The organism is Bradyrhizobium sp. UFLA06-24, assembly GCF_054967145.1.
Window position 1 is genome coordinate 1 of the sequence record NZ_JADFUE010000054.1, and the last position, 26,652, is coordinate 26,652.

At 62.0% G+C, this 26,652-nt stretch carries 19 protein-coding genes and 2 pseudogenes; 20 read left to right on the forward strand and 1 reads right to left on the reverse strand.

Features of this window, described 5'->3' with window-relative positions; all coding sequences use genetic code 11:
- The 10 genes from IF809_RS29905 to IF809_RS29950 form a co-directional block, all read left to right on the forward strand.
- Nucleotides 1-410 (forward strand): hypothetical protein (locus IF809_RS29905; protein ID WP_462839361.1); only part of this gene is annotated, 410 nt, incomplete at its 5' end.
- A gap of 649 nt (nt 411-1,059) precedes the next feature.
- Nucleotides 1,060-2,121 (forward strand): HAMP domain-containing protein, encoded by a 1,062-nt coding sequence (locus IF809_RS29910; protein WP_441258649.1) that lies wholly within the window; start codon nt 1,060-1,062, stop codon nt 2,119-2,121.
- A gap of 68 nt (nt 2,122-2,189) precedes the next feature.
- Nucleotides 2,190-2,900 carry a PAS-domain containing protein gene (locus tag IF809_RS29915; RefSeq protein ID WP_038936989.1) on the forward strand — a complete coding sequence of 237 codons (711 nt, stop codon included), beginning with the start codon at nt 2,190-2,192 and terminating at the stop codon, nt 2,898-2,900.
- A 1,070-nt stretch (nt 2,901-3,970) separates the two neighbouring features.
- The gene (locus IF809_RS29920; protein WP_038936987.1) at nt 3,971-4,933 is read left to right on the forward strand and encodes an ArdC family protein; all 963 of its coding nucleotides are present in this window, start codon (nt 3,971-3,973) and stop codon (nt 4,931-4,933) included.
- Nucleotides 4,934-5,038: 105 nt separating this feature from the next.
- Nucleotides 5,039-7,192 carry a ParB/RepB/Spo0J family partition protein gene (locus IF809_RS29925; protein ID WP_049801967.1) on the forward strand — a complete coding sequence of 718 codons (2,154 nt, stop codon included), beginning with the start codon at nt 5,039-5,041 and terminating at the stop codon, nt 7,190-7,192.
- Between the two features lie 147 nt (nt 7,193-7,339).
- A complete protein-coding gene (locus IF809_RS29930; RefSeq protein ID WP_038936985.1) occupies nt 7,340-11,656 on the forward strand; it encodes a strawberry notch-like NTP hydrolase domain-containing protein in 4,317 nt (1,438 codons plus the stop codon).
- The gene (locus tag IF809_RS29935) at nt 11,656-12,717 is read left to right on the forward strand and encodes a DUF7146 domain-containing protein (RefSeq protein WP_038936984.1); all 1,062 of its coding nucleotides are present in this window, start codon (nt 11,656-11,658) and stop codon (nt 12,715-12,717) included. The genes IF809_RS29930 and IF809_RS29935 overlap by 1 nt, the downstream gene beginning before the upstream one ends.
- Before the next feature lie 330 nt (nt 12,718-13,047).
- The gene (locus IF809_RS29940) at nt 13,048-13,983 is read left to right on the forward strand and encodes a DUF2493 domain-containing protein (RefSeq protein WP_038936982.1); all 936 of its coding nucleotides are present in this window, start codon (nt 13,048-13,050) and stop codon (nt 13,981-13,983) included.
- A gap of 126 nt (nt 13,984-14,109) precedes the next feature.
- Nucleotides 14,110-14,592: a hypothetical protein gene (locus tag IF809_RS29945; RefSeq protein WP_049803133.1), complete on the forward strand. Its 483-nt coding sequence runs from the start codon at nt 14,110-14,112 to the stop codon at nt 14,590-14,592.
- A 545-nt stretch (nt 14,593-15,137) separates the two neighbouring features.
- Nucleotides 15,138-15,455 (forward strand): DUF736 domain-containing protein, encoded by a 318-nt coding sequence (locus tag IF809_RS29950; protein WP_028152647.1) that lies wholly within the window; start codon nt 15,138-15,140, stop codon nt 15,453-15,455.
- Between the two features lie 81 nt (nt 15,456-15,536).
- On the opposite strand, the pseudogene IF809_RS29955 reads toward IF809_RS29950, so the two are convergent.
- A pseudogene (locus tag IF809_RS29955) lies at nt 15,537-15,746 on the reverse strand (helix-turn-helix domain-containing protein); the annotation flags it as partial.
- Nucleotides 15,747-15,978: 232 nt separating this feature from the next.
- On the opposite strand from IF809_RS29955, the pseudogene IF809_RS29960 reads away from it, so the two are divergent.
- The 10 genes and pseudogenes from IF809_RS29960 (at nt 15,979) to IF809_RS30005 (ending at nt 26,649) form a co-directional block, all read left to right on the forward strand.
- A pseudogene (locus IF809_RS29960) lies at nt 15,979-16,277 on the forward strand (DUF2285 domain-containing protein).
- A 709-nt stretch (nt 16,278-16,986) separates the two neighbouring features.
- A complete protein-coding gene (locus tag IF809_RS29965; protein ID WP_244433102.1) occupies nt 16,987-17,154 on the forward strand; it encodes a DNA -binding domain-containing protein in 168 nt (55 codons plus the stop codon).
- A gap of 120 nt (nt 17,155-17,274) precedes the next feature.
- Entirely contained in the window at nt 17,275-17,556 is a 282-nt protein-coding gene (locus IF809_RS29970) for a helix-turn-helix transcriptional regulator (RefSeq protein ID WP_041957479.1), read from the forward strand.
- A gap of 22 nt (nt 17,557-17,578) precedes the next feature.
- A complete protein-coding gene (locus IF809_RS29975; protein ID WP_038936980.1) occupies nt 17,579-18,457 on the forward strand; it encodes a replication initiator protein A in 879 nt (292 codons plus the stop codon).
- A gap of 289 nt (nt 18,458-18,746) precedes the next feature.
- Nucleotides 18,747-19,211 carry a DUF2840 domain-containing protein gene (locus tag IF809_RS29980; RefSeq protein ID WP_028152645.1) on the forward strand — a complete coding sequence of 155 codons (465 nt, stop codon included), beginning with the start codon at nt 18,747-18,749 and terminating at the stop codon, nt 19,209-19,211.
- Nucleotides 19,208-19,720, forward strand: coding sequence for a S26 family signal peptidase (locus tag IF809_RS29985; protein ID WP_212481101.1), 513 nt, complete (start codon nt 19,208-19,210; stop codon nt 19,718-19,720). The genes IF809_RS29980 and IF809_RS29985 overlap by 4 nt, the downstream gene beginning before the upstream one ends.
- A gap of 2 nt (nt 19,721-19,722) precedes the next feature.
- Nucleotides 19,723-20,553 (forward strand): lytic transglycosylase domain-containing protein, encoded by an 831-nt coding sequence (locus IF809_RS29990; protein ID WP_038936978.1) that lies wholly within the window; start codon nt 19,723-19,725, stop codon nt 20,551-20,553.
- Between the two features lie 712 nt (nt 20,554-21,265).
- Complete coding sequence (locus IF809_RS29995) at nt 21,266-22,330, forward strand: IS110 family RNA-guided transposase (RefSeq protein ID WP_202949172.1); 1,065 nt, start codon at nt 21,266-21,268, stop codon at nt 22,328-22,330.
- 545 nt (nt 22,331-22,875) lie between these two features.
- Nucleotides 22,876-24,639 (forward strand): relaxase/mobilization nuclease domain-containing protein, encoded by a 1,764-nt coding sequence (locus tag IF809_RS30000; RefSeq protein WP_038936976.1) that lies wholly within the window; start codon nt 22,876-22,878, stop codon nt 24,637-24,639.
- 36 nt (nt 24,640-24,675) lie between these two features.
- A complete protein-coding gene (locus tag IF809_RS30005) occupies nt 24,676-26,649 on the forward strand; it encodes a conjugal transfer protein TraG (RefSeq protein WP_038936975.1) in 1,974 nt (657 codons plus the stop codon).
- Nucleotides 26,650-26,652: the final 3 nt, after the last annotated feature.

Sequence of the window (26,652 nt, forward strand, 5' to 3'; positions counted from 1 at the left end):
GCGATCATCATCGCGCCGCGACACTGACTCGCCATCCTGATCGCCGCGCTCTTCCGACCCAGATCGTCGCGCTATACAAATGCCCGTCCTCGAAGGGCTCCACTGCGAGACGTCAATCCACAAGATGCGACGACCGATCAGCGCACCGGGGCAGGTGGGTCTGGCGTCGTTTGGGCGACTCACGTTACCCATCATTCCCGACCACCTCACTGCACAATGGGAATGAAATGTTTGCAGCAACCCGTAAACTGCCGGCCTCTGGTTACGCACTTGAAGTGGATGGCCGACTCAAGGCCGAATTTGCAACCAGAGACGGCGCCAGGGCAGGCGGAGAAGAACTCAAGAAGCGCTTTCCCATGCTTCAGATCAGGATCTATGACGCGCAGACGCAAGCGCGCGAGGACATCTAGATCCGCGGACTGGCGGATTTTTCCGATTCGCGCGTGCGGCTTCCGCCGCACCGGGCTCTCGTGGACCGAGCTGCCTTGCGTCTCGGCCGCCGTGCGGCGTCGATCCCTCGCGCTAGGAGATGCGGAGCTCCCCGCCGGGGGCACTCGGGAAAGGGGCTCGCCTCTCGGCGATCGCTATCACTGCCCCGTTCCTGGGTGCCGCTATTGAACCGGTCTCGTCGCTGCACTCGGACCCGCGTGCCCCTTCGGGTCGCTATGCTCACGCTCTCCGGGTGCCATTTTGCCTTGAGGCGATGCGCCCTTGGCGCACGCCTGGTAGGTTTGGGGCCCCAAGGCACCTCAAGGCCAAGTCCCGAAGAATGAAATAGAAGGCCGAGCGCGTCGCAGATTTTGCATTCTGTCATCTGTGTGCGTGCAGCGCGATTGTCTGATAGTTCACCACCTTATCTCTCAGTCGTAGCCGTCCCGCGCCATCGCGGCTGCTCTTTCAGGTGACGTCGCCCACTTGCGCGCCTCAGCAGGCCGGCCACTTGCAAGCGGACCAGCGGCCGTTATCGCGCGCCGTTGGAGTGCCTTGTGCGTTCAGGCCATCATCCCTGCCTACGCCGGCTGCCCTTAGACTTTGATCGCGGGGGCGACATATCAACCGGTGCAGCCGCAGCGCAGCCTCCTCAGAGCGTTTCGCGAAGAGATGCTCTGGCGCGTGGGACCTTCGAAAGATAAACCGAGGCGAGGCCGTGAAGTCTCCGCTAGCCCTGCGGGACCAATTTTCTGCCATTCTAGACCGGATAGGTGCATCATGAACGCAGTGACGGTGGGCTTTGGGGCGCAGACCGCGACCACGACGCTGCAAAGGTTTGTCCGCTTTGTGCGCGGCTCCGGTGGCCTGAGCGTGGCCGACAAAGTCTATTCCATCGCCGGATTTTTGACGATCGTCACAATGTTTCTGTTGGTGATGTCGGTCCAATGCGTGCGCCTGCAGACGAACTATCGGCACATGCAGATCGATTCGGCGTCGGCTGCCGTCAATATCGGGCGCGTCAACGCCCTGATCTGCGCGATCGTGATGGAGTCGCGCGGGATCTACATGTCCACCGAACCGGCGAAAGTGAAGCAATTCGCAGGCGAGCTAGTTAAGCGCAGCAGCGAGGTCACGGCCGTGATGAAGCGCTGGGAGCAGACTGTGCATCCCGACGATCTCGAGCAATTCGAGGCGTTCAAACAGCAAGTGATGCAGTTCATCGACTTTCGGCAAGAACTGGTGCGGCGGGAGCTCGAGATCAGTCCGGCCGCGGCTCGTGAATGGGGCGATAACGAGGCCAATCGCACCGTGCGCAGCAAGCTCAATGCTGACCTCGAGGCACTGCAGCGATCCTACGATAAGCGAGCCCGCGAAGCCGACCAGCTTGCTGACGAGAACCGCTATGCGGCCTGGTACCTGTTCATGCTTGGACTCGCAGCGCTGGTCCTTGCCGCGATCAACGTCCTCGTCATGCGCGACTCCGTGGTCGGGCGGCTCTCCGATATCGCGCAAGCAACCGACCGGATCGCCGCAGGAGACATCAAGAGCGAGGTGCCGCATCTGATGCGGCACGACGAGATCGGGCATCTGGCCCGCAACATGCAGCACTTCCGTGATGCCATGCAAAAAAGACTCTCGAGCTGGAGCAGCTCGAGTTCAACACGGCGCAGCAACGCGACGCCGCTATAACCCGGCGCGACCAGTTCAACGACAAGTACCAGGCCAAGAAGTGGCAGTTATCGGCGGCGATCAACAGCATGCCGCAAGGCCTCATCATGCTTGACGGCAGGGCCAATGTCGTCGCGATGAACAATAACTATCGGCGGATCTACAATCTGCCAGAGACGATCAGGGCTGGCTCTACGCTGGAGAAAATCCTGCAGCATCGTATCAAGAGCGAGCTCTTCAGCGACGACATCGCGAAACATCTCGCGGCGATTCTCGATCGAATCGCCCGGCGCGAGCCGACCGCCTACGAGATCGCGCTAAATGACGGCCGCACCATCAATATCTACGAGCGTCCGATGGATGGCGGCGGGTGGGTGTCCGTGCATGAGGACGTCACCGACCTGCGACATGGCCAGCGGATGTTGGAGAGGACTGAGCGTCTGCTGGCCACCATTGTCGAGAACGTTCACGAAGGCATCATCGCCAAGGACGCGCGCACCTTGCGTTACCTCTTCGTCAACAAGGCTGCGGAGAAGATGATCGGCATGTCGCGGGCCGAAATCGTCGGCAGGACCGCACGCGAATTGTTCTCCCCGGAGGCGGCCGACTTGATCGAACGGCGCGACCGGCAGTTGCTTGCCCAGAAGCAGCAGTTCGAACCCATTGTCGATACTATCGACAGCCCCGTTCGCGGACGGCGTGGGATCTGTGCGCGACGGCTGCAGATTGGCGGTGCCGGAGAGCAGCCGCACACCTTCGTGACTATGGTCGGGATGGGAGCGGATCGCGAACGTCAATAGGGCCATCACACGTCGCCCCTCCTGAGTCGACCGCGCCGGAACTGGACTCGCGGGTACAGTGGGATGCTGCTACCCCGAGGAGGTATCCGGCGAAAAACGGAGGCATTGTATGCGTCTGCGCAGGATTTTGTCTCTCCAGCGCTGCTCATTGCATCATTCGAGATCAAAACCTGGCTACAGTCGCCGATTAATCGGGCGACGCAACGCGATCGAGCGTATCGCTTCGCCACGAGGGCGCACAAAGAGCCGAGCTCGTGCGCCCGGTGCCCGAAAATGCAGCCACATTTAGCAGAAACGGTGCCGCTCTTTACGTGCGGGCACGATGTTGCCGCACGAGCGTCCGCCAAAGGAGGCGAAAATGCAGAATAGCTCTCATAGCTCCGAAAACCGAGGGTGCTGTGCGGTGTGTGGTGGAAGGTTCGGGCTGATCCGCCATTACTGGTGGCGAACGGCCCTTTGCTCCAGGAAATGCGTCGATCGCTTCAACGCCCGGCGGGAGGCAGACCAGAAGTGGCTGCGCCGGCTGTTGGCGGCTCCTGCAGAATGCGAGACAAGCCCGAACGGAGCGCATTGCGTGCCATGCACACAGCAACCAGTTGCTTAACTGCAGGAAGCTGCGGTGGACTTCCGAAATGAACGACTAAAGTCCATCAGTGATGCGAGAGTTGCAGGGGCTCCGGCTCATGCCTGCGTTTCTTCGGATAAACGATGCAGCCCTGCATCGTGTGGTTGAGCTGACGGAGCATCTCGCGCTAGGCTTTGGAGCTCCTCGCCGGGGGCTCTCGGGAAAGGGCTCGCCTGCGGCGATCGCTATCACTGCCCCGTTCCCTGGTGCCGCTATTGAACCGGTCTCGTCGATGCACTCGGTCCCGCGTGCCGCCTTCGGCGTCGCTATGCTCACGCTCCTGCGGGTGCCATCTCTCGAAGGCGATGCGCCCCTGGCGCACGCCTGATCAGGCCTGCAGCCTGGCAGATTGCGAAGAGTCTGAGAGTAAGAGTGCAGGCTGGGTTTTTCGTGACGGGTTAGAAGCTGCGAGAGTGGCTCGCGGCGCCCGTCGCGGAGAACCGCGATGTCAAATCCTACTGTTCGCGCGCGCGCCGGCCAAGACCGGGCGAACCTCTATAACGAAATTACCGACAAGATCATTGTCGAGCTTGAGGCCGGACGCGTCCCCTGGGTTCAGCCGTGGGGTACGGCCGCGGCGAAAGCGCCGTTGGCCATCCCGAAAAATGCTTCGACCGATCGGTCCTACAGCGGGATCAACGTCCTTCTGCTCTGGGGAAGCACGATCGAGCATGGTTACAGCGGTCAAAGCTGGCTCACGTTCCGGCGGGCGCTGTCGCTTGGAGGCTATGTGCGCAAGGGGGAGCGTGGCACCGCGGTGGTCTACGCCGACCGTTTCGTGCCGCGCGATGAGAAACAGCGCGCCGCCGAGACCGGCGACGAAGCGCAGGCCATTCCATTTCTCAAGCGATTTACCGTTTTCAACACGGACCAATGCGACGGACTCCCCGGCGAGATCGCGACCGCGGCTCCGCCACCGCCGCCAGGTCTGATCGAGCCTACCGTGGAAACTTTGATCAAGGCCACCGGGATCACATTTCGGATTGGTGGCGATCGCGCATTCTACGCGCCGGCCGAAGACTTCGTGCAGGTCCCGCCGCCGCAGGCCTATTTCGAGCCGATCAATTGGCACCGCACCGCGCTGCATGAACTCGGCCACGCGACCGGACATCGCTCGCGCCTCAACCGCGATCTTAGCGGATCCTATGGCACCAAGAAATATGCCTTCGAAGAACTGGTCGCCGAGTTGAGCTCCGCGTTCAGCTGCGCGTCGCTCGGGATCGTCCCGACCGTGCGCCATGCCGACTATATTGGCTCCTGGCTCGAAGTCCTGCGCGAAGACAATCGGGCTATCGTGCGTGCCGCCTCACAGGCGAGCAAGGCCGCGGACTATTTGCTCGGCTTCATTCCCGAGCCCATTGAGCACGCGTCGCTGGATTCGGCTGTTGCCGATCACGAGACGGCTTGATGCTTGGCCTCCTGTCGCCGCGCAAGAGTGAGAGGAGGGGGCGCTATTCGCGACGGGTTGGAAGCCGAGAGAGAGTCTCACGGCCGCCCGTCGTGGAGAGCCAAAATGACGAAAGCCGTACAAAAGATCACGCTGTCGCCTTCAAGGGACATCCCCTTCAACAAGCTCGTGCTCAGCCAATCGAACGTTCGCCGCGTCAAGGCCGGCGTTTCGATCGAGCAGCTAGCCGAGAGCATCGCGCAGCGTACGCTTCTGCAAAGTCTAAGTGTCCGGGCCGTCGTTGATCCTGATGGCAACGAGACCGGCATGTTCGAGGTACCAGCGGGAGGCAGGCGCTATCGCGCTCTCGAGCTCCTGGTGAAACAAAAGCGGATGTCGAGGACGCAGGCGGTGCCGTGCGTCGTTCGCGAAGGGGGCCTTGCCGAGGACGATTCGATGGCGGAGAACGATGAGCGGGTCGGCCTGCATCCGCTTGATCAGTTTCGGGCCTTCCAGACGCTCCGCGATCTCGGCATGAGTGAGGAAGACATTGCCGCGCGCCATTTCGTGAACCCTGCGATCGTCAAGCAGCGCCTGCGCCTGGCGTCGGTCTCGCCGAAGTTGCATGACGTCTATGCCGAAGACGGCATGACGCTCGAGCAGCTCATGGCGTTCTCAGTTACTGCGGATCACGCCCGCCAGGAGCAAGTCTGGGAGAACCTCAGCCGTTCCGGTTATGACGAGCCATACCAGATCCGCCGCATGCTCACCGAGAACACAGTGCGCGGGTCCGATCGCCGGGCGCAATTCGTGGGCCTCGACGCCTATCAGCAGGCGGGTGGCGGCGTTCTGCGGGATCTGTTCGAGCACGACGACGGCGGTTGGCTTCAGGATATCGTGTTGCTCGACCGCCTCGTGATCGAAAAACTCAAAGCCGAAGCTGAGACGATTGCTGCCGAGGGCTGGAAGTGGATCTCAGTCGCCGTAGAGTTCTCCTACGGTCACACACAAGGCCTCCGGAAAATCGAAGGAAAATCTGTCGATCTCTCGCCTGGGGAGCGGGCCACCATCGATGCCCTGAACACCGAGCAAGCCAAGCTTGAAACCGAATACCAGGATGCCGACGAATTGCCCGAAGAAGTCGATCAGCGCCTCGGCGAAATCGAGTCGGCGCTGGCGGCGTTCGAGAACCGGCCGATGCTTTACGATCCGGCGGAGATCGCCCGGGCTGGTGTCTTCATCAGCATCGATTCCGAAGGACGGCTCTGCGTGTATCGTGGTTACGTCCGGCCTGAGGACGAAGTGCCGGCAACCGATCCTGATATCGCGCAGGCCGCCGATCCGTCGTCGAACGAAGGGAAGGAGCCCAGCACTTCAGTCCAGCGCACGGTCATCGCAGTCGCGGGTAGTGCGCCTTATGCCGAAGAACAAGATGACGACGCGGCCAGGCCTCTGCCGGATCGGTTGATCACCGAGCTGACGGCGCATCGCACGTTGGCATTGCGCGACGCGCTGGCAGAAAATCCTGCGATCGCGTTCCAGGCGGTGCTGCACAACTTCGTGCTGACGGCCTTTTACCGGTTCGCGTCATCCGGAAGCTGTCTAGAGATCGGCCTTCGCACGCCGAACTTTCCTGCCCAAGCTCCGGGGCTGAGGGAAAGCGCCTCCGCCAAGGCTGTCGAGGCGCGGCACGAGGCCTGGAAGGCGCGGTTGCCGAAGAGGGAGAACGATCTTTGGGATGCGCTAACGGCTCTCGATGGTGGTGCACAAGCATCGCTGTTCGCCCACTGTGCATCTTTTGCGGTCAATGCCGTCTATGAGCCGGCCAATCGCTACAATCAGGCTCGCGTCTCAGCACACGGCGTCCGCACGCGTCTCGACCGCGCTGATGTGCTGGCGCGGGCGGTCGGGCTAGACATGGTGCAGGCAGGGTGGAAGCCCTCCGTCGACAACTATCTCGGCCGGGTCACCAAGCCGCGCATTCTGGAGGCCGTACGGGAGGCTAAGGGCGAGTCGTCGGCTCAACTGATCGACCATCTTAAGAAGGCCGACATGGCCAAGGAGGCCGAGCGCCTTCTGGATGGCTCAGGCTGGTTGCCGGAGCCGCTGCGTCTCGTCGATCCCGATGCAGCGCCAGTGGGGCAGGAGGGCGAAGCGGGCCGGCTGCCCGAATTCCTCGCCGACGATGAGGATCAGGAAAACGCCAGCGACGATGATCCGCACAGCTCGACGCGGCTGAATGAAATTAAGGAGCGGGATGGCACGGCCGTCCCGCAGTAGCGCGGGGGACCGGCGTGCGGCGCCGGTCCCTATTTTTATGCCCGAGGTCTGAGAGGGAGAGCGGGCCGGGAAGGGTTTGAGCCGTCCAGGTCAGAGGAGAGCGCCTGGCGGTTCGACCCCTTCCTGCTCTCCGAAAGAATTCCTGCCATGACCGAATCTCTCGTCGGCGGCGCTGCCGCCGCGCCGCTTTCGTTGCGCGCCGCTGCAACTTTCACCTCCGCCGCCGTCAGGGCAGCGCGACAGCTCCTGACCGAGTTCGAACGCGGTAGGGGCATCGATGCCGCTGTTCTGCGTAGCGCCATGGAGGCTGCGTTCGGCGCCTCCGACGCGGCCGGCGCCTGGAACTGGAAGACCGCCTATGACGTCTGCGAGGCGGCAACCGTTCTGTTCCTTCGTAAGTTCGGACCGGCCATACGGGCCAGGGCTGGCTCGACGGCCGCCATGCTGCCGATGCTGGCGAAAGTCGCGAACCGTCTGCCGACCCACACGCGGCGTTCCGAGGACAGTCAGGCGCTTCAGCAATTCTCGACGCCGATCCCGCTTGGGCTGGTTGCATGCACCGCAGCCGCCATTACATCCGCCGATCGCGTTCTGGAGCCCTCTGCCGGGACCGGTTTGCTCGCCATCTTTGCCGAGCTCGCCGGCGGCGACTTGGTGTTGAACGAGTTGGCCGAGAGCCGGGCGGGATTGCTCGAGCATCTATTCGCGGATGTTAACGTCACGCGGTTCGATGCTGCTCAGATCGATGATCACCTCGACGCGAGCGTTGTGCCGAGCGTCGTTCTGATGAACCCGCCGTTCTCCGCGGTGGCGAATGTCGATCGACGAATGGCGGACGCCGCCTTCCGGCACATCGCTTCGGCGCTCGCGCGTCTTCGCGATGGCGGACGCCTCGTCGCCATCGCTGGCGCGGGCCTTGCGCCGGATAACCCGGCGTGGCTAGAGGCCTTTGTTCGCCTCCAGGAGCGCGGACGGGTCGTGTTTTCTGCCGCGATCGACGGCGCCGTCTACGCCAAGCACGGCACTCAGACGGACACGAGGCTGCTCGTCATCGACAAGTTACCCGCTGCCGATCCGAAGGCATTTCCCACCTCGCAAGGCATGGCCGGCGATGTCCCCGCCTTGCTCGAGTGGGTCACCCAGCATGCGCCCCCGAGGTTGCCCGTCACTGCGCCGGTCGTAGCCGACGTCATTAGGCGCCCTGCAATCTCCCGATCGGCCGGCGCCATTGCACCCAGCCCCTCATCCACTTCGGGGAGCGCGCCAGAAGGTGTGCAGCTTGCGTACAAGATCGTCGAATGGTCGCCGCCGGAAAGCGCCCGCCTCACCGATGCGCTCTATGAGGAGTTCGGATTGCAGTCGATCCGTATTCCCGGATCGTGTGCACATCCGACCAAGCTCGTGCAGTCGGCGGCGATGGCGTCCGTTGCGCCGCCGAAGCCGTCTTACCGTCCGCACCTGCATTCGACCCTGGTGCCAGATGGGGTTCTGTCAGACGCACAGATCGAGAGCATCATCTATGCCGGCGAGGCGCATTCCGAGTTTCTCGCGGGCTCCTGGACGGTCGATGCGACCTTTGATGTTGTGGCCGCCGCGCACGACGACGCAGAGACTGCCGTCCGCTTTCGCCGCGGCTGGTTCTTGGGCGATGGCACCGGTGCGGGCAAGGGACGGCAGGTCGCTGGGATCCTGCTCGACAATTGGCTCAAGGGCCGCCGCCGGGCCGTCTGGATTAGCAAATCCGACAAGCTGATCGAAGATGCCCAGCGCGACTGGTCCGCACTCGGCATGGAGCGACTGCTCGTCACGCCCCTGTCTCGGTTTCGCCAGGGCACGCCGATTCGGCTTTCGGAAGGCATCCTTTTTGCCACCTATGCCACGCTACGCACCGACGAGCGTGGCGAGAAGCTTTCGCGTGTCAGGCAGATCGTTGAATGGTTGGGCTCCGACTTCGACGGAGTGATCGTATTCGACGAGAGCCATGCCATGCAGAATGCGGTCGGGGGCGAGGGCGAGCGCGGCGACCAGGCGGCCTCTCAGCAGGGGCGCGCAGGCCTGAGGCTCCAGCACGCTTTGCCCAATGCTCGCGTGGTCTATGTGTCGGCGACGGGCGCCACCACCGTCCACAACCTCGCTTATGCCCAACGCCTCGGCCTTTGGGGCGGTGCCGACTTTCCATTCGCCACACGTGCCGAATTCGTCGAGGCAATCGAGCAGGGTGGGGTCGCGGCGATGGAGGTGCTGGCGCGCGACCTCAAGGCGCTCGGACTCTACGCCGCCCGCTCATTGTCCTATGAGGGCGTCGAGTACGAGCTCGTTGAACACCAGATTACGCCGGAGCAGGTTCGCATCTACGACGCCTATGCAGATGCGTTCAGCATCATCCATAACAACCTCGACGCGGCGATGCGGGCCGCCAACATCACCGGCGAAACCGGAACGCTGAACGGGCAGGCGAAGTCCGCGGCCCGGTCCGCCTTCGAGAGCGCCAAACAGCGCTTCTTCGGTCATCTGCTGACCTCGATGAAGACGCCGTCGCTCATCCGATCGATCGACCGCGATCTCGACGCCGGCCATGCCGCCGTCATCCAGATTGTTTCAACTGGCGAAGCGCTGATGGAGCGCCGGCTCGCCGAGATCCCGACCGAGGATTGGGGCGACGTCCAGGTCGACATCACCCCGCGCGAATATGTGCTCGACTATCTCGCCCATTCCTTCCCGGTCCAGCTCTACGAGCCCTTTACAGACTCGGAAGGTAACCTCTGCTCTCGGCCTGTCTATCGCGATGGCCAGCCGGTCGAGAGCCGGGAAGCCGTCGCACGACGCGGCCGCCTCATCGAGAAACTCGCCTCGCTGCCTCCGGTACCTGGCGCGCTGGATCAGATCGTGCAGCGCTTCGGCACCGACATGGTCGCCGAAGTGACCGGCCGCTCGCGCCGTATCATTCGTAAGGGCGACCGGTTGGTGGTCGAAAACCGCGCCGGTTCGGCCAATCTCGCTGAAACCTCGGCCTTCATGGACGACGTCAAGCGCATCCTCGTGTTCTCCGACGCGGGAGGCACCGGGAGGAGTTACCATGCCGAGTTGTCGGCGCGAAATCGCCGCTTGCGGGTCCACTATCTGCTCGAGCCCGGCTGGAAGGCGGATGCTGCGATACAGGGGCTCGGCCGGACAAACCGGACCAATCAGGCGCAACCGCCGCTGTTTCGTCCCATCGCGACCGACGTGAAGGCCGAAAAGCGTTTCCTCAGCACCATCGCCCGCCGGCTCGACACATTGGGAGCCATCACGCGCGGCCAGCGCCAGACCGGAGGGCAAGGGCTGTTCCGGCCCGAGGACAATCTCGAAAGCCAGTACGGGCGTGACGCATTGCGTCAACTCTACACGTTGCTAGCGCGAGGCAAGGTCGACGGATGTTCGCTTGAGAAGTTCGAGGCTGCGACCGGCCTGAAGCTGACGGATGCCAATGGGCTCAGGGATGACCTGCCGCCGATCACGACCTTTCTGAACAGGTTGTTAGCGCTCACCATCGTCCTGCAGAATATCCTGTTCACTGCCTTCGAGCAGCTCTTGACCGCCCGGATCGAGGGCGCTGTTGCGTCCGGCACCTATGACCTCGGGCTGGAAACGCTCCGTGCCGAAAGCTTTGTCGTCAGCGGCCGGAGGATGATCTATGTCCATCCGCGCACAGGCGCCGAGACGCGGCTGCTCACCATCGTCCAGCGCCAGCGTAACCATCCTGTTGGTTTGGACAACGCCCTTGCCCGCCTTTCCAATCATGCTGTCCTGCTGATCAACGAGCGCTCGGGCCGGGCCGCCGTGCAGGTTCCGGCCCCGAGCATCATGCTCGAGGATGGCGAGATCGAGCGCCGCGTCCGCCTGATCCGGCCTATGGAGCAGCACCAGGTCCCCTTGAACATGATGGCGGAGAGCCATTGGGTTGAAGCGGATCGCGAACGTTTTGCCGCGGCCTGGCTGGCGGAGCTTGCCGAGGTACCTGAGTTCACGGAAAGTACGATCCACGTCGTGGCCGGCTTGCTGTTACCCATCTGGAAACGATTGCCGAACGAATCGACCCGCGTCTATCGGCTCCAGACCGATGCGGGCGAACGCATCATCGGCCGCAAGGTTTCAGCCGCGTGGGTCGCAAACGTCGTCTCGGAGGACGCGCCCACGGTAACGCCGGATGCTGCCTTTGCTGCGGTGATGGAGGGACGTACCGTCCTCGACCTCGCAGAGGGGCTCCAGCTTCGCCGCGTCCGTGTCATGGGCGCGAATCGCATCGAGCTGTGGGGATTCGACGACACGATGCGCGATCGCCTCCGCGCTTACGGCCTCTTTGGTGAAATCATATCCTGGAAGCTGCGGATGTTCGTGCCCACGGACGCAAGCGGCGTCGGGATCCTGACAAAGGTGCTCGACACCTACCCGGTCGCGCGCGTCAGTGAGCGGGAGGCCGCGTGATGTCCCCCGCGCCTTCCGAACTGGCACGCCGCCTCGCGCGCGAGGCCGAGGCAGTGTGCCGATACTATCTATCCAATGGCAAGCGGGCGGGGCGGTACTGGGTGGTCGGCGACGTCCACAACACGCCCGGCCGCTCGATGTTCGTGCGGCTCCAGGAATCACCTAAGGGCCCCGCCGGCAAGTGGACCGACGCTGCGACCGGCGAGCATGGTGACCTTCTCGACATCATCCGCGAATGCCGGGGGTTGCGAGACTTCAGCGAGGTCGCCGAGGAAGCGAGGCGGTTTCTGAAGCTTCCTCGTCCTGATCCGCAGCCGGTCTCGAACCTCGGTCGTTCGATGGCGCCGGCTGGGTCGCAGGAAGCCGCCCGCCGGCTCTTTGCGATATCCAGCCCGATCGAGGGGACGGTAGTCGAAAAATATTTGCAGCGTCGCGGAATTGCTGTTGCCCACCATGGTGGCAGCCTGCGCTTCCACCCTCGTTGCTACTGTCGGCCGGATGAGCATTCGCCGACCGAAACCTGGCCGGCGATGATCGCCCGCGTCACGAACCTTGAGGGGCGGATCACCGGGGCGCACCGAACCTGGCTCGATCCAGACGGCTTTGATCGCATTCGTCTCGGCAAGGCTCCCATCGACACGCCACGACGGGCCATGGGCGACCTCCTTGGCAACGCCGTTCGCTTCGGCGCGGTGGACGACGTGCTCGCCGCCGGTGAGGGGATCGAGACCATGCTTTCATTGCGCTGTGTGCTGCCGACTATGCCTATGGCAGCGGCGCTCTCGGCCAATCACCTCTCAGCCATGATGCTACCGTCTGGTCTGCGTCGGCTCTATATCGCACGTGACGCCGATGCCGCCGGAGATGCCGTGCAGGCTACGCTCACCCAGCGAGCGGAAGCCGCCGGCGTTGAAGCGATTGCGTTGTCGCCGCGGCTGGGCGATTTCAACGAAGATCTTCACGTTTTCGGCCTTGAGGCCCTGCAGGCGGTCTTACATCTTCAACTCGTCCCAGAGGACGTCGTCCGCTTCCTGCACTGCTCGAACGTGCCCGCACGATAGCCCTGGTACTTCGATCAGTCCCACTAGGCCGGCTGCTGCGAATCCAGTCCGGAAAAGAGGACGCGACCACGGCCCTTCTAGAGGGCGATTGGACGGCAAGCGAACCGGGCCGGCAATGGCTGCGCCCGGCTATTTTCCGCCGCGCCGGCGATGAGAGACACAATATACATGTGGAGCTGCGCGCTTTGCATCGCGAAGCAAAATAGCCGGCCTTCGCCATCCTCCGCTGTCGCTCCGGCCCTTTCGGGTTCTGGCCCGTTCCGCCTGCCGTCTGAGTGATCGCCACGAAGGCCGCGATGGGCGCGGCCGTTCCGGCAAAGGATCCCAGACATGACCGACCATCACGACAGCGAACCGCAATCCACTGCATCTCCGATCAATCACTTTCTCACTGAACTCCAGCTTTTCGGCTATCGCCCCTTCGACGATGAGCCCGATCCGCGGCCGCTTCCCGAGGGCAAGCTCATCACCGGCGCCGTGGCCGACATCTTCGATGCCCTCGTTGCGACCTTGAGCGACACGCGACTCGAGCCGGACCTTGGCGATCTCCTCTGGTCGACCGTCAATCTGTTCCATCGTGCAGTAGACCGCATTGGGCGCCAACTCGATGACAACGAACAGGCGCAGCAGAAGAGCTCGCGCGAGCAGAACGGCTCGGAGGTCCGATCGGTCGAACTCGAGCGCCTCGTGGCGGAAGGCATCACCCTGATCGAACGGCGCCATTGCCTTGAGCTCTTCCGCGATCAGGCGATCGAGCGTTTCGAGATACATACGGGCTCATCCTGGCGACCCAGATCGGGATCCCTGGTGAACCATCGCACCCTCACCGCAGCCATGATCGACTCCCGCGACTTCATTGCAGCCAAGCGTCGCGCAGAAACCGAGGTCCTGTTACCACCCGGACCAAAAATCGCACTCACCGGCGGGCTTGACTTCAATGATCACCATCTGATCTGGGATCGCCTCGACAAGGTCTGCGCCAAGCATCCCGACATGGTCCTGGTTCATGGCGGCTCGCCGAAAGGCGCCGAACTGATCGCTTCGAAATGGGCGACCAATCGCAAGGTGCCTCAGATCGCCTTCAAGCCCGACTGGACCAAGCACGCCAAGGCGGCACCGTTCAAGCGTAACGATGCCATGCTGGAGCTCCTCCCGATCGGGGTGATGCACTTTCCGGGCACGGGTATCCAGGACAATCTCGCCGACAAGGCAAAGCGCCTCGGCATTCCCGTCTGGAAGTTCGGTGCCTCGCGAGCGCCGTCCTAATGACGCCTGAAGCATGAGACGGAGTTGTGCCTGCCGCAACTCCGCCTCGTTTGCGTCCAACATCTCGTGTGCGCCGTGGTGGTGGTGGAAGGCGCAACCCATGAACCTATGGATGGAGCCACCACCATGCTCGCGCTTGGGCTTGTTCTCGATACGCTTGGCATCGGCATGCTCTGCTGGGCGATTTTCGCTCTGGCGGTCCATGCTTTGCCGTTTTTCGTCGCGTTGAATGTTGGGATGATCGCATTCCACGGCGGTGCCGGCCTCCTTGGCGCGCTTCTTGTGGGGATCGGAAGCGGAGCGCTCATGCTTGTGGTTGGCCAGTTTACCCTTGCCGCCAGCCGATCCGTCATATCGCGCATCCTCGTCGCGGCGGCATTCTCTATCCCAGCTGGGGTCGCCGGCTATCAGGTAGCGCTGGCATTGTCTCATATCGGCATGGCATCGCCAGCCTGGCGTCAGGTCTTTGCCTGCATGGGTGCAGTTTGCGCATGCTGCACGGCGTGGGTGCGCTTGAATGTATTGGCGGAAACCTGCCCGCTCGAGCCAAATGGGCAGGCTGCCAAGCCGTCGCAACCAGCTCCTGCAACGGGCTGGCACAAACGATAGCCGGTTATGCCCTTCGTCACCGGTAGGGCTCGCATAGATCGGCCCGTCGACAGGGCGATCGCCGAGCTTGTGCGAGAGATAGTTGCCGCACTTCCCGTTCGTATTCAACAAGGCCATCCGCATCATCGGGCACCCATTGGGGCGGCCGACGGCTCCTTGATTAGTTGTTTAGAGACGACACCGCCCTTTGCAGCCGATTTCTTCTCTTTCTACGCCCAATCATTGCGACCTCTTGTTCAGGAGAACCGGGATACGCAACGTCATCTCTGCATTGCGGTTCAGCACGCGGACTCACGTGGCCTCGTTGATGGCTCGGTCTGGCCGAGACCGGCTTCGCCTCGATCGTCTGAGCCGCAACGCCGTGGATTGAGACTTTCTTCCCCTGGGCTTGCGCCCATTCCTCGCGAGACAAGAAAGTCTCAACCAAGGCGTCCTCCGCTGCGCTACGGCCCTCAAAGCGAGGTGCGTCGCCGATCGTCCCCGGCCTTCAGGTCGCCATCGAGGCCGCGGTGGTCGCGGGCTCGAAACCCAACAGGAGAAGTGACATGGCTAACATCGGTTCTTTCAAGAAGGTCGGCAACGATTTCCAGGGCGAGATTATCACCCTGAGCTTGCAGGCCAAGGGCGTCCGCATCGTCACCGACGCCAACCGCTCAAACGACAATGCGCCGAGCCACCGCGTCTATGTGGGCCGAGCCGAGATCGGGGCAGCCTGGTCGAAGCGCTCCGAGGAAGGCCGCGACTACCTTTCGCTCAAGCTCGACGATCCCTCCTTCAACGCGCCGATCTACGCGAACCTGTTCGATGACGAAAGCGGCGAAGGCTACACGCTGCTCTGGTCCCGGCCTCGCAAGAGTGAGTGAGAGCGCCTGACCAAGCCCCGTCCGGTACGCCGGGCGGGGCCCTTCGCGGCAGGCTTCAGGCGGCTTACGATTTGCTAAGCGGCGTGCCTTTTTGAGCAGGTCCCCGGGTTCGACTCCCAATGCTTCAGCAATTTGCCCGAGCACCATGACGCTTGCTGATACATCGCCGCGTTCGATTACGCCGACGTAACGGGCGCTTAAACCCGCGCGCTCGGCCAGTTCCTCCTCCGTCATTTGTAGATCGTGGCGTTTCCGACGCAGGCTGAGGGCCATAATCTCTTTGATATCCATGGCGATAGGGGAACTGAGCCGGAACGATCGTTCTAGGATCCAATCGCATCCAAATGTACTAATGGTGGTGATGCCATGCGCGGCCGATCTTGGTGGCGTACCTTACCGAACGGATTCAAAAGAAATCCGCAATTCTACCGGACAACGCGGGTCTAGGTTGCGACCAGACCATCGCGTAGATTCTTCGCATTTCAAACCGGGTGTAATGCTGTAGCCATCCCTCGATCCAGAAATGGCGGACAGTGCGCCGAATGGCCGGCGCTTGCGGCCTATGACGAACAGCATGTCATCACGTATATTCGGCTTCTGCAAGCGGAGGGTGAGGGGCGGACTGGCGCGAAGTTGCTCGACCGGTCTTGCATATGGACACAGAGCGAGAGCCAGATCGTGCGCGGCGCGCATATCAGAGTCATCTCGCGCGCCAAATGGAGGACGGAGCAGGGGCGACACTTGCGTGCACCGGCTCGAAATAGAAGAAAGGCGTCGGCTGCCGACTTGCAGACAGAGCCATTCTCCATTGCTAACCAGTAGTCATTCCGGTGCTCCACGCGTGTGAAACTAGGGGCTTCCTACAACCGCGTCGTTCACCGGCGCAATCCTTTGTTGGCTGTGTGCAATGGGGCAGGAGCAACGCCTGAATTCGACTGGCGGTCCCGGAATCCTACGAGAGCCTACAAGACGTTGGAATCATGGGCCTCGCTCGGGAATGTCCTCGCTGCAATGCGGACTATTGACGCGAATATGAGGTGATGATCGCCAGTAGTAAGATGGCAAAGTGGCTGAGGAATTAAGGAAAGAGGTGGGGCATCTGCTTTCGTCGGTGACCCGTAGAGGTCCTTCGACGAGCAGACGATTTTCGGGGCGCCCGAGGTTCTAGCAGCGTTCATTCGTATCACGGTCGCCTCGACGGTCGATGGCAGTTCGACGTCCGCTGCTGGATTCTCTCAACCAGCCAGGTCCGCCATGGCCGTCGACGGCTTGTATGCCGTGCTGCGCAGCAGGGCCGTAGATTCCCGTGCCTGGTCCAAAGATGCCGGTGCTCGGCGCCTCATACGCACTCAAATTGCTGTTTGATAACGATTTCGATGCACGTGCGCATCAAGTCCGACGGCCGTGGCGCGCGACGAATGGACGCGCGCCTAGCCCTGCATTTCCACACATTAATCAACCGCCGGCGCAACCGTCTGAGCGCCGCGAGGCGCGCCCTTGATGCGCACAGCGCTGGCGGCTGTACCGCGTTATTACCGCAGCGCTCTTCGGCAAAAAGCGCACTCACGATCGCGCCTGGCAGACGCATGAAGTGCCTAATAGAACGTCCGCCTTGGTGCAAGGCGGCCTCGCGTGGATACACGGTTGTTACCGCAAACTCCTGCGGCCAGTCGCGAGGACGAGTAGCGCAGTCCCCTAGGGGTGCCGCAAATCGTACCCCCAATATTCGGCATCCCCCTCCGAGAACTTGCTCCTCCATGATGACCGCACACACGCAGGCGCCGCTATACGCGGTGCACCGTCATTCTGGAGATCCCAAATGCCCGATCTGATGGCCGGTCTACCCTCGCGATTCCTGCGTACACCGGAAGCCGCGCGATATCTTGGCCTCTCGGGACGCACGCTTGAGAAACACCGCACATACGGCACCGGTCCAACGTATCGGAAGATTGGCGGACGTGTCGTCTACGCATTAGATGATCTGAAAGCGTGGGCCGACCTCGGTGCTAAGACGTCAACGTCGGACCCCGGCAAGGGGACCGTTCTGCCTGCCAAGAAGCACCCGGCGCTGCGCCCGTATGCGGGCCAGGAACGTCGCTGATTGCCGCGCGAGAGCAATAATCATGCGGCGCAATCGCCATTTCGAGCGCGACCAGCTTGAGCTCTTTCGGGCGTTGCCCGGCGATCTCGCGCCGCGCGATGCGCAGGATCTGATGGCATATCCGTTCTTCTCGCTTGCAAAAACAAAGCGAACTGTGCCGATCGATTTCCGTGCCCGGGCGATCGCAATTCGTGTCGAGGCCGTGCCGGAACACGGCATGGCAACCATCTGGGATGCAGACGTTCTGATCTGCGCTGCTTCTCAGATCGTCGAAGCTCGTGACGCAGGTCTCAAGACGTCCCGTCTGATGGCAACGCCTTACGAGATCTTGACGTTCGTCGGCCGCGGCAGCAGCGCACGCGACTATGACCGGCTCAAGGCGGGCCTCGACAGACTTCAGTCAAGGATGGTGCTGACGTCGATCCGCCAGCCAGCGAAACGACGAGGGCATCGCTTCTCCTGGATCAACGAGTGGAAGGAAACGGCCGATGCAAATGGTCGCGCATTTGGGCTCGAGCTAATCCTGCCGGACTGGTTCTACGCGGGCGTAATCGATGACGCGCTCGTACTGACGATTGATCGCGCTTATTTCCATCTGACGGGCGGACTTGTGCGATGGCTCTACCGGCTCGTGCAAAAGCATGGTGGACGCCAGGATGGCGGCCGGAGTTTTGACCTTGTGCATCTCCATGCCAAGTCCGGCATCCTCTCGCCGCTCAAGCACTTTGCTTACGACGTACGTCAGATCGTTCAGCGTCAGGCATTGCCCGGCTACCAGCTCGTGCTCACGCGCGGTCCTGATGGCACCGAGCGACTGAACTTCGCACCACGCCTATTGATGCCCCTAACGGCTCGCCTTCGCCAGCGCGGTCTCATTACAAATTCGGAGGACAACCTGTGAATCAGCTCGTGCTATCGGGGACCGCAACCCCCGTGCTATCGGGGACCCAATCCTCGTGCTATCGGGGATTGGAATCGACCTTAAGAGCTTGTTTCTCCGAGCTTTCCAGCCGCTGTAACTTTACTAACCAGAAATCTTTCGGATTCCCTCTAACGGAACAAACCCCAAGCCGCATCGCAGCCAACTGGCAACGGCGCGCCGCCAATCCTGCTTGTGCGAAGAAGCCGCACAGGTGTTTCGCCGTCGCCAAAGCTTACGTCGCCCTTTTTCAGTCTTGGGGACCGGCGGCATGAACGATCTCACCGAAGTGGAAGTGCTGTGGCTCGAGAAGCGCATCGAAAACCGGATTCGGTTCGGTCGTATCGTCAAGGAACGGAAGCTTGATCGCCATCGGCGCGTCCTCTCATTTGCGCCCGGCAGCATCTTTGGCTTCGTCCGATGGACCTCCAACGACTTTGGGACAATCATTTCGCGCATCGACATCTTGCGCGCGGTCGCTCCGGGACAGCGCTGCTCGACCGTCCCCTATGTGACACCCGGCGGGGAGATTTTGCTGCGTCTGTCCGGCTGGCCGAAGGTCGAGCGAGTACTACAAATAACCGACGCCGTTGAGGCACTCGGCATCGATCCAGCTGATGTCGCGCCTGATCATTGGCATCACGTCCATAACCGCCTGTCCGTCAACGAAAACCCGCGTCAATATACGGAAGCGCGCCATCAGGCCTGGCTTCGTCGCCAAAAGGTGATCCGATGACGGGCCGCCTGATGATGCTGGCCGTGACGATTGGCGTGGCTGCTGCGCTCATCGGGACGATCGTCCTGGGGCCGCTTCCGCTTTACATCTGGAACGCATCCGCGAGCGTGCCGATTGGTCTCTACCGCCTTTTACCGGCGGACCAACTCCAAGTCACTGAATTGGTCGCCGTGCAGCTGCCGGAGCCGCTCGCGACCTTCCTCGACTTTAACGGCTATTTGCCCATTGGCGTCCCCATGCTGAAGCGCGTGCTTGCCCTTCCGGGGCAGAGTGTCTGCAGAACCGGTCTCACGATTTCGGTCGACGACGTCGCGGTGGGCGAGGCGAAGGATCACGACAGACGAGGCAGGCCGCTGCCGAAATGGCAGGGCTGCCGCGTCGTCGGAGACGGCGAGCTGTTTCTGATGAACTGGCAGTCGGACGACTCTCTTGATGGCCGGTATTTTGGATGTCTTCCGGCATCTAGCGTGATCGGCCGTGCGATGCCGGTGTGGACGTGGGAGGAGTAATCGTGCGCATTCGACGTGTTCTCCTCGCCATTCTGTTATTCGATCGATTGCGGGATCATACCTCCATCTCGATCGGTGTCTGCAAGGCTGGCGCGAGCCCGACCGGGTGCTTGGGTCGGTTGGGCACGCGCGTTTGTGCTGCCTTGCCCCTGATGCTTCTGCTGACCGCGTTCGACAGTCCTGGTTTGGCCCAGAGCGGATCAGCCGCCCAGCCGACGATCAGTCAGGCCCCTCGTTCGTTTGCCGGCTTCATCAATGAAGCCTCGCAACGCTTTGCGATTGCCCCGAACTGGATCCGATCAGTCCAAAGCATCGAGAGTGCTGGTGACGTTCACGCCAGATCGTCAAAAGGCGCAATGGGCCTGATGCAAATCATGCCGGCGACTTGGGCGGAACTTCGCGAGCGCTACAATCTGGGGAACGACCCCTACGACCCGCACGACAACATTCTGGCTGGCACGGCCTATCTGCGCCAACTGCTCGATCGGTATGGCTCGCCTGGCGTGTTTGCCGCGTACAACGCGGGACCATCTCGCTATGAAGAGCATCTCGCAGGCGGCTCTCTGCCAGACGAGACGCGAGCATACGTCGCAAAGCTTGCAAATCTGCTTGCCATTGAACTGCCGCCGAGGTGGGCGTCCAGCGGACAGTCATCAGCAGCCGCGACGCTTTTCATCACGCGATCCGATCTCATGAAAACGCGCGATCGGTTGCTGGCGCTCATGCCGTCGAGCGGTGTCACGACCGCAATCTCGACGTCCGATGTTTCGCCCATGGTCCCCCACCATATTGGCGTGTTCATACCTCGATCGCATTCAGAATTATCGCAATGACCAAGTGTGCGGGTTCGCAGGCCTTGGCCTGCTTCACCGAGCAAATGGCGGAAGAGGGAGAGCAGTTGGCAAACACGACGTAAGCCTTCGGCGGCTGCACATCGGGCAGCTCGTGCTATCAGCCGTTAGTTTCCAGGTTCGCTGGCGCCCTGTGACGGACATTCGGTTTGCATTCGAGACGCTGCAACACGATCATGACGCTAAGACTTTCGAGTTTGCTACTGAAGAACCCTTGGTCACGCGGGCAAGAGTGCGCGGGGGAGTGGGACAATAACGTGCTGATGGCACACGGGCGATGCGGCCCGCGCTCTACTCGTCGCTGCGCCCCTCACCAAGCCACCCTGCGGGTGCCTCGACCGTTCGGGGAGCGATCGCTTCGCAAACGCGGGCAAACAGCGGGGGGCTTCTCAAGTTGGCTGCCGAGTCGCGGCGGCTATTTCGCTATGTATCGGCCGCCAGCCGACGTATTCGGGCAGGCGGGATGGAAGGATCTACCGCAATGACCCGAGCTGCATTTTGTCGCAAATCGCCACGAGCACCGAGTTGGCTTGGAAGTTGGGCCGCGGGAATCAGCGGCCGGGGAACCACGACGGCAGGACGGCTCTTCAAATCGGGCTTCGAGAAACCGGTGCAAGGGGATAGCCGCCCGTGTGGTCGAATCCGGAGCCCGGTGCAACGACTTAGGCGGTCGTTGCCACACAGGAGAGCTCCGATGAAATTCTACGTTGGATTGGACGTCGCTCTTGAGGAAACCAGTCTTTGCTTCGTCGATGGCGAGGGTCACACCGTTCGCGAGGTCACGGTTATAACCGAGCCAGCGGCGATCCGCTCCGCAGTAGAGGGCTACGCGGATCGCCTGGGGAGAGTGGGAGTCGAGGCGTCATCGCTTGGCATCTGGCTGTGTCGCGAACTACAGCCCGCGGGGCTTCCGATCATTGTCGTCGAAGCGCGTCACATGCGCGTTTCGCTGTCGACAATGCGGAACAAGACCGACCGGAATGACGCGCGCGGCCTCGTGCAGATGATGCGGTTGGGCTGGTATCGCACCGTTCATGTCAAGAACATCGACATGCAGAAGATGCGCACGCTGCTGGCCAGCCGGAAGCTGGTCAAGCGCAAACTGATCGACATCGAAAACCACATTCGTGGAGCACTGCGGGCCTGTGGTTTGCTCGTCGGAGCCGTCGCCCGCGGTGCCTACGAGGCCCGCGTCCGCGCGCTGCTCGAGCGCAGCGATCCGATCTTAATTATGACCATCGAGGCCATGCTGGATGCGCGCCGAGCCATCCTAGAGGGATACGATCGGCTCCATCGTGCGCTGCTGCAGGTGGTCCAGCATGACGCTATCTGCGGACGCCTGATGACGGTTCCAAGCGTCGGTCCCGTTGCGGCCCTGTCGTTCAAGGTCGGCGTCGACGATCCCCGGCGCTTTGCCAGATCACGAACGGTCGGCGCGCATTTCGGCTTGGCGCCGAGGCGGCACCAGTCCGGCACATCGATCGATTACGAAGGGCGCATCAGCAAACAGGTCGACGTCGCCGTGCGCGAAGTGCTTTGCGAGGCGGCCGCAAGCCTGCTTGCTGCGGGTCAGGAAATGGTCGGCATTGCGAGCGTGGGGCCTGCGGATCGCCAAACGATCGAGCATGTTGTGCGCAATCACCGCGGTCGCGCGGAAGCTCGCAAGCATTCTGCACCGAATGTGGATCAGCGAGACCGACTTGCACGTCGGATTCGGCGCCAGGTCACGCAGCGGCTGCGGTTGAGACCTGCACAGTAGCCGCGGTGCAGATAACGACGGATTAGCACTGGGTTTTCGCCCAGCACGTTGAGGAGGAGCGAAATTAGAGAGCGGCGCGTCGCGGTGAGCGTCCCCTGGCGGGGCCGCGAAACGGGGAATGTCCGCTATCTCTTGCCTGCTGCCGCCCTTCAGGACGAGAGCGCCGGACTGCTTGGACAGCCCTGTTTACGAACCTGATGAAGAGCATGCGACGGCCCAAGTGCTGAACGCGAAGGAACGCATGGACCCCGCCTGGTGAAGGCACGTGGCGTACGCGGCTGTGATGAAGTTGCGCGTTGTTGGTGCAGGGAGTCGGTCATGGTTGGAGTTCGAAGAGTCGAAGAAAAGCGTGGGAATGAGTTGACTTTGCCCGCCCGATTAGGAAGGCGAGATAAAAGGGGCTCGCCGGTCGAACCGCAAGCCATTGGCATGGCTTGGGTTCTAGCGTGCCGGTCTGTCGGGTCGCGTGCCGCGCCTAGCGTTTTTACGAATGCAATCAAAGGCGTTTTCGGCACTGTGCGTGCTTTTAATCGTTTGGAGGCCCCGTGAGCGTGGGCGATAGCGACCTGCGTATTCGGCCTGGGCGCATCCGCAATACCCGCTCGCCGAAGCAGAAGAGCTTCATTAACCAGGTGCTGCGGGCGGCAAAGAAGGCCGGGCACACCTCTGGTCAGTCTGCGGCTGGCAGGAGTTCCACGGCTTATGGCCGCTCGACGTTTGGCCGCGGCAGGCTTGCGTTCAGCCGCAGTCGGTTGTTCAGCCCGACGCGGCGCGTCGTGGTGAAGGCACGTGTTGTCCGGCACAAAGGACGAGCATTCCGCTCGGCGCCTCTGACGGCCCATCTTTCATATCTCAAGCGCGATGGCGTGACCCGAAGCGGTGAGCGTGCCGTGATGTTCGATGCCGGCAGTGACGGTGCCGATAGCGCGGCTTTCGCTGAACGATGCAAGGACGACCGGCATCATTTTAGGTTCATCGTCTCGCCTGAGGATGCCGGCGAGATGACCGACCTCAGGACTTTCACCTGCGACCTCACCAAGCAAATGGAGATTGATCTCGGCACGCGGCTCGATTGGGTTGCTGTCGATCATTGGAATACCGACAATCCCCACGTCCATCTTCTCGTTCGGGGAGTAGACGAGGAAGGGGCAGATCTCGTGATCTCCCGCGACTACATCAGCCTGGGCCTGCGGTCACGCGCCGAGGAACTGGTCGCCATAGAACTGGGTCCAAAACCGGAGCACGAGATCCGCAATTCGCTGGAGAGAGAAGTCACGGCGGAACGATGGACGCGGCTAGATCGGGAGATCCGGTTGGCAGCCGATGAGACCGGCACTATCGATCTTCGCCCCGAGAACTCGAGCAAGTCCGATTCCGAGATCCGGCGCCTGATGATCGGTCGTCTTCAACAGCTAGAGAGGATGGGCCTTGCTACCTCCGCTGCACCAGGCGAATGGATAGTCGGGCTCGAGGCCGAGCGCAGCTTGCGCGATCTCGGCATGCGCGGCGACATCATCAAGACCATGCACCGCGCCTTCACCGAGCGTGGGGAAGCGCGCGGCGTTGCCGACTTCGTCATTGAGAGTGGACGGCCGACGGCCCAGATTATCGGACGGCTGGTCGACCGCGGATTGCATGACGAACTGACCGGGGAGGCCTATGCCCTGATTGACGGAACAGACGGACGCGCTCACCACGTGCGCTTCCGAGGGCTCGAGGCGTTCGAATATGCACCGCCAATGGGCGGCATCGTCGAAGTCCGGAGTTTCGGTCCACCCGGCGATCCGCGCCCCACCGTGGTGCTCGCGGCCCGTTCCGATCTCGATCTTGGTGGTCAGGTCAAGGCAAGAGGGGCAACTTGGCTCGACCACAGGCTGGTCGAACGCGACCCCATGCCGCTTGCCATGGGTGGATTTGGCCGCGAGACCCGCGACGCCATGGAGGCCCGGACCGAGCATCTGATCCAGGAGGGCTTGGCGCGGCGGCAGGGCCAACGCATCACCGTGCAGCGAGACCTCCTGAAGACGTTGCGTCGACGCGAACTGGACGAGGTTGCCGCAAAAGTCTCGGCCGACATCGGCCTGCCTCATATGAACGCCGCCTCCGGGGAGCATGTGGCGGGCACGTATCGCCAGCGGCTGACGCTCACCTCGGGACGCTTCGCCATGATCGATAATGGTCTCGGCTTCCAGCTCGTGCCCTGGTCGCGCGAACTAGAAAAGAGGCTCGGCCAACACGTCACCGGGTTCGTGAAGGACGGCGGTGGTATTGAATGGGGCTTTGGTCGCAAGCGCGACCTCGGCCTCTAGCTATCTCACCAATTCAGTTGCGGAAGGACGCTCGGAATGTCCGGAACCAAAATACTCTGGGGGCAGGTGATCGTTGTCGGCCTGATCGTCTTGCTGGCCATCTGGGGAGCAACCGAGTGGACGGCCTGGCGACTTGGCTACCAGCCCCAGCTTGGGCGGCCCTGGTTCGAACTGTGGGGTTTCAAGATCTATTATCCGCCGATCTTCTTCTGGTGGTGGTTCGTCTACGATGCCTATGCGCCGCAGGTCTTTGTCGAGGGGGCCTTCATCGCAGCATCAGGGACCGTCGTTTCGATCGCGGTGGCGATCGGCATGTCGGTGTGGCGGGCGCGCGAGGCCAAGGACGTTGAGACTTATGGCTCGGCGCGCTGGGCTGATGCGGAAGAGGTTCGAGCGGCCGGACTTCTCGGTCCGGATGGTGTGGTGCTTGGCAAGCTCGACCACGACTACCTGCGCCATGACGGGCCGGAGCACGTCTTGTGCTTTGCCCCCACTCGGTCCGGTAAGGGTGTTGGCTTGGTCGTTCCTTCGTTGCTGGCCTGGCCGGGCTCGGCCATCGTGCACGACATTAAAGGTGAGAATTGGCAACTGACGGCCGGTTTTCGCTCGCGGCATGGTCGAGTTCTCTTGTTCGACCCAACCAATCCAAAGTCCACTGCGTACAATCCACTGCTCGAGGTGCGGCGCGGGGAATGGGAGGTTCGTGACGTCCAGAACGTCGCCGATGTCCTGGTCGACCCCGAGGGCTCGCTCGACAAGCGGAACCATTGGGAGAAGACCAGTCATTCGCTCCTGGTCGGCGCCATACTCCATGTTCTCTATGCCGAGGCAGACAAGACCTTGGCTGGCGTCGCAGCTTTCCTGTCCGATCCGAAGCGGCCGATCGAGGCGACGCTGAAGGCGATGATGACGACCGCGCATCTTGACGCGAAGGGCTCCCATCCCGTGGTCGCCTCGACGGCGCGTGAACTCCTCAACAAATCCGAGAATGAGCGGTCGGGCGTTCTGTCCACCGCGATGTCGTTCCTGGGTCTTTACCGCGATCCCGTCGTAGCCCAGGTGACCTGCCGCTGCGACTGGAGGATAACCGATCTGATCGCAAACAGCCGCCCTACGACGCTTTACCTCGTGGTGCCACCCTCCGATATCTCGCGGACCAAGCCTTTAATCCGCCTGGTGCTAAACCAGATCGGCAGGCGGCTGACCGAAGATCTGCACGCCCGCGACCGCCGGCATCGAGTCCTGATGATGCTCGACGAGTTTCCGGCGCTGGGACGTCTTGATTTCTTCGAGTCCGCGCTCGCCTTCATGGCGGGGTACGGCATCAAGAGCTTCTTGATCGCGCAATCGCTCAATCAGATCGAGAAGGCCTACGGGCCCAACAATGCGATTCTCGACAATTGTCACGTGCGCGTCAGCTTCGCGACAAATGACGAGCGGACCGCCAAGCGGGTGTCCGACGCGTTGGGTACGGCGACGGAGATGCGTGCGATGAAGAACTATGCCGGTCACAGGTTGAACCCCTGGCTTGGACACCTGATGGTCTCGCGCCAGGAGACGGCGAGACCGCTGCTAACCCCGGGCGAGGTCATGCAGCTATCGCCGATGGACGAGATTGTTATGGTAGCGGGCACACCGCCGATCCGGGCGAAGAAGGTTCGCTATTATGAGGATCGGCGGCTTACCGAGCGGATCTTGCCGCCGCCCGATCCGACGGTATCAGGAACGGACGGATGGTCAACGCTTGAAACGCTGAAGCCTGCGCCGCATCCAACCGACAGGGGGCAAGCAGAGGAAGACGCCGCGAACAGTGGTCTCCGTCGCGAGCCCGAACTCCCCGATCACGTCGCGATAGCCAAGGAAACAACCGAGCCGGCCCCAGCCGAGGAATTCGCCGTGGTTCTTGACGACGATGAGGACGCGGTCCGCCAATCTCGACTGCTTCGTCAGCAGATGCGTGGCGTCGCCCGCCAGGTTGCCATGGATCCGAATGACGGCATGGAGCTCTGAGGC

Coding starts and splice junctions, on each gene's coding strand:
- IF809_RS29915 (WP_038936989.1), top strand. CDS start 2,190: ATGCCGCAAGGCCTCATCATGCTTGACGGCAGGGCCAATGTCGTCGCG.
- IF809_RS29920 (WP_038936987.1), top strand. CDS start 3,971: ATGTCAAATCCTACTGTTCGCGCGCGCGCCGGCCAAGACCGGGCGAAC.
- IF809_RS29925 (WP_049801967.1), top strand. CDS start 5,039: ATGACGAAAGCCGTACAAAAGATCACGCTGTCGCCTTCAAGGGACATC.
- IF809_RS29930 (WP_038936985.1), top strand. CDS start 7,340: ATGACCGAATCTCTCGTCGGCGGCGCTGCCGCCGCGCCGCTTTCGTTG.
- IF809_RS29935 (WP_038936984.1), top strand. CDS start 11,656: ATGTCCCCCGCGCCTTCCGAACTGGCACGCCGCCTCGCGCGCGAGGCC.
- IF809_RS29940 (WP_038936982.1), top strand. CDS start 13,048: ATGACCGACCATCACGACAGCGAACCGCAATCCACTGCATCTCCGATC.
- IF809_RS29945 (WP_049803133.1), top strand. CDS start 14,110: ATGCTCGCGCTTGGGCTTGTTCTCGATACGCTTGGCATCGGCATGCTC.
- IF809_RS29950 (WP_028152647.1), top strand. CDS start 15,138: ATGGCTAACATCGGTTCTTTCAAGAAGGTCGGCAACGATTTCCAGGGC.
- IF809_RS29970 (WP_041957479.1), top strand. CDS start 17,275: ATGCCCGATCTGATGGCCGGTCTACCCTCGCGATTCCTGCGTACACCG.
- IF809_RS29975 (WP_038936980.1), top strand. CDS start 17,579: ATGCGGCGCAATCGCCATTTCGAGCGCGACCAGCTTGAGCTCTTTCGG.
- IF809_RS29980 (WP_028152645.1), top strand. CDS start 18,747: ATGAACGATCTCACCGAAGTGGAAGTGCTGTGGCTCGAGAAGCGCATC.
- IF809_RS29985 (WP_212481101.1), top strand. CDS start 19,208: ATGACGGGCCGCCTGATGATGCTGGCCGTGACGATTGGCGTGGCTGCT.
- IF809_RS29995 (WP_202949172.1), top strand. CDS start 21,266: ATGAAATTCTACGTTGGATTGGACGTCGCTCTTGAGGAAACCAGTCTT.
- IF809_RS30005 (WP_038936975.1), top strand. CDS start 24,676: ATGTCCGGAACCAAAATACTCTGGGGGCAGGTGATCGTTGTCGGCCTG.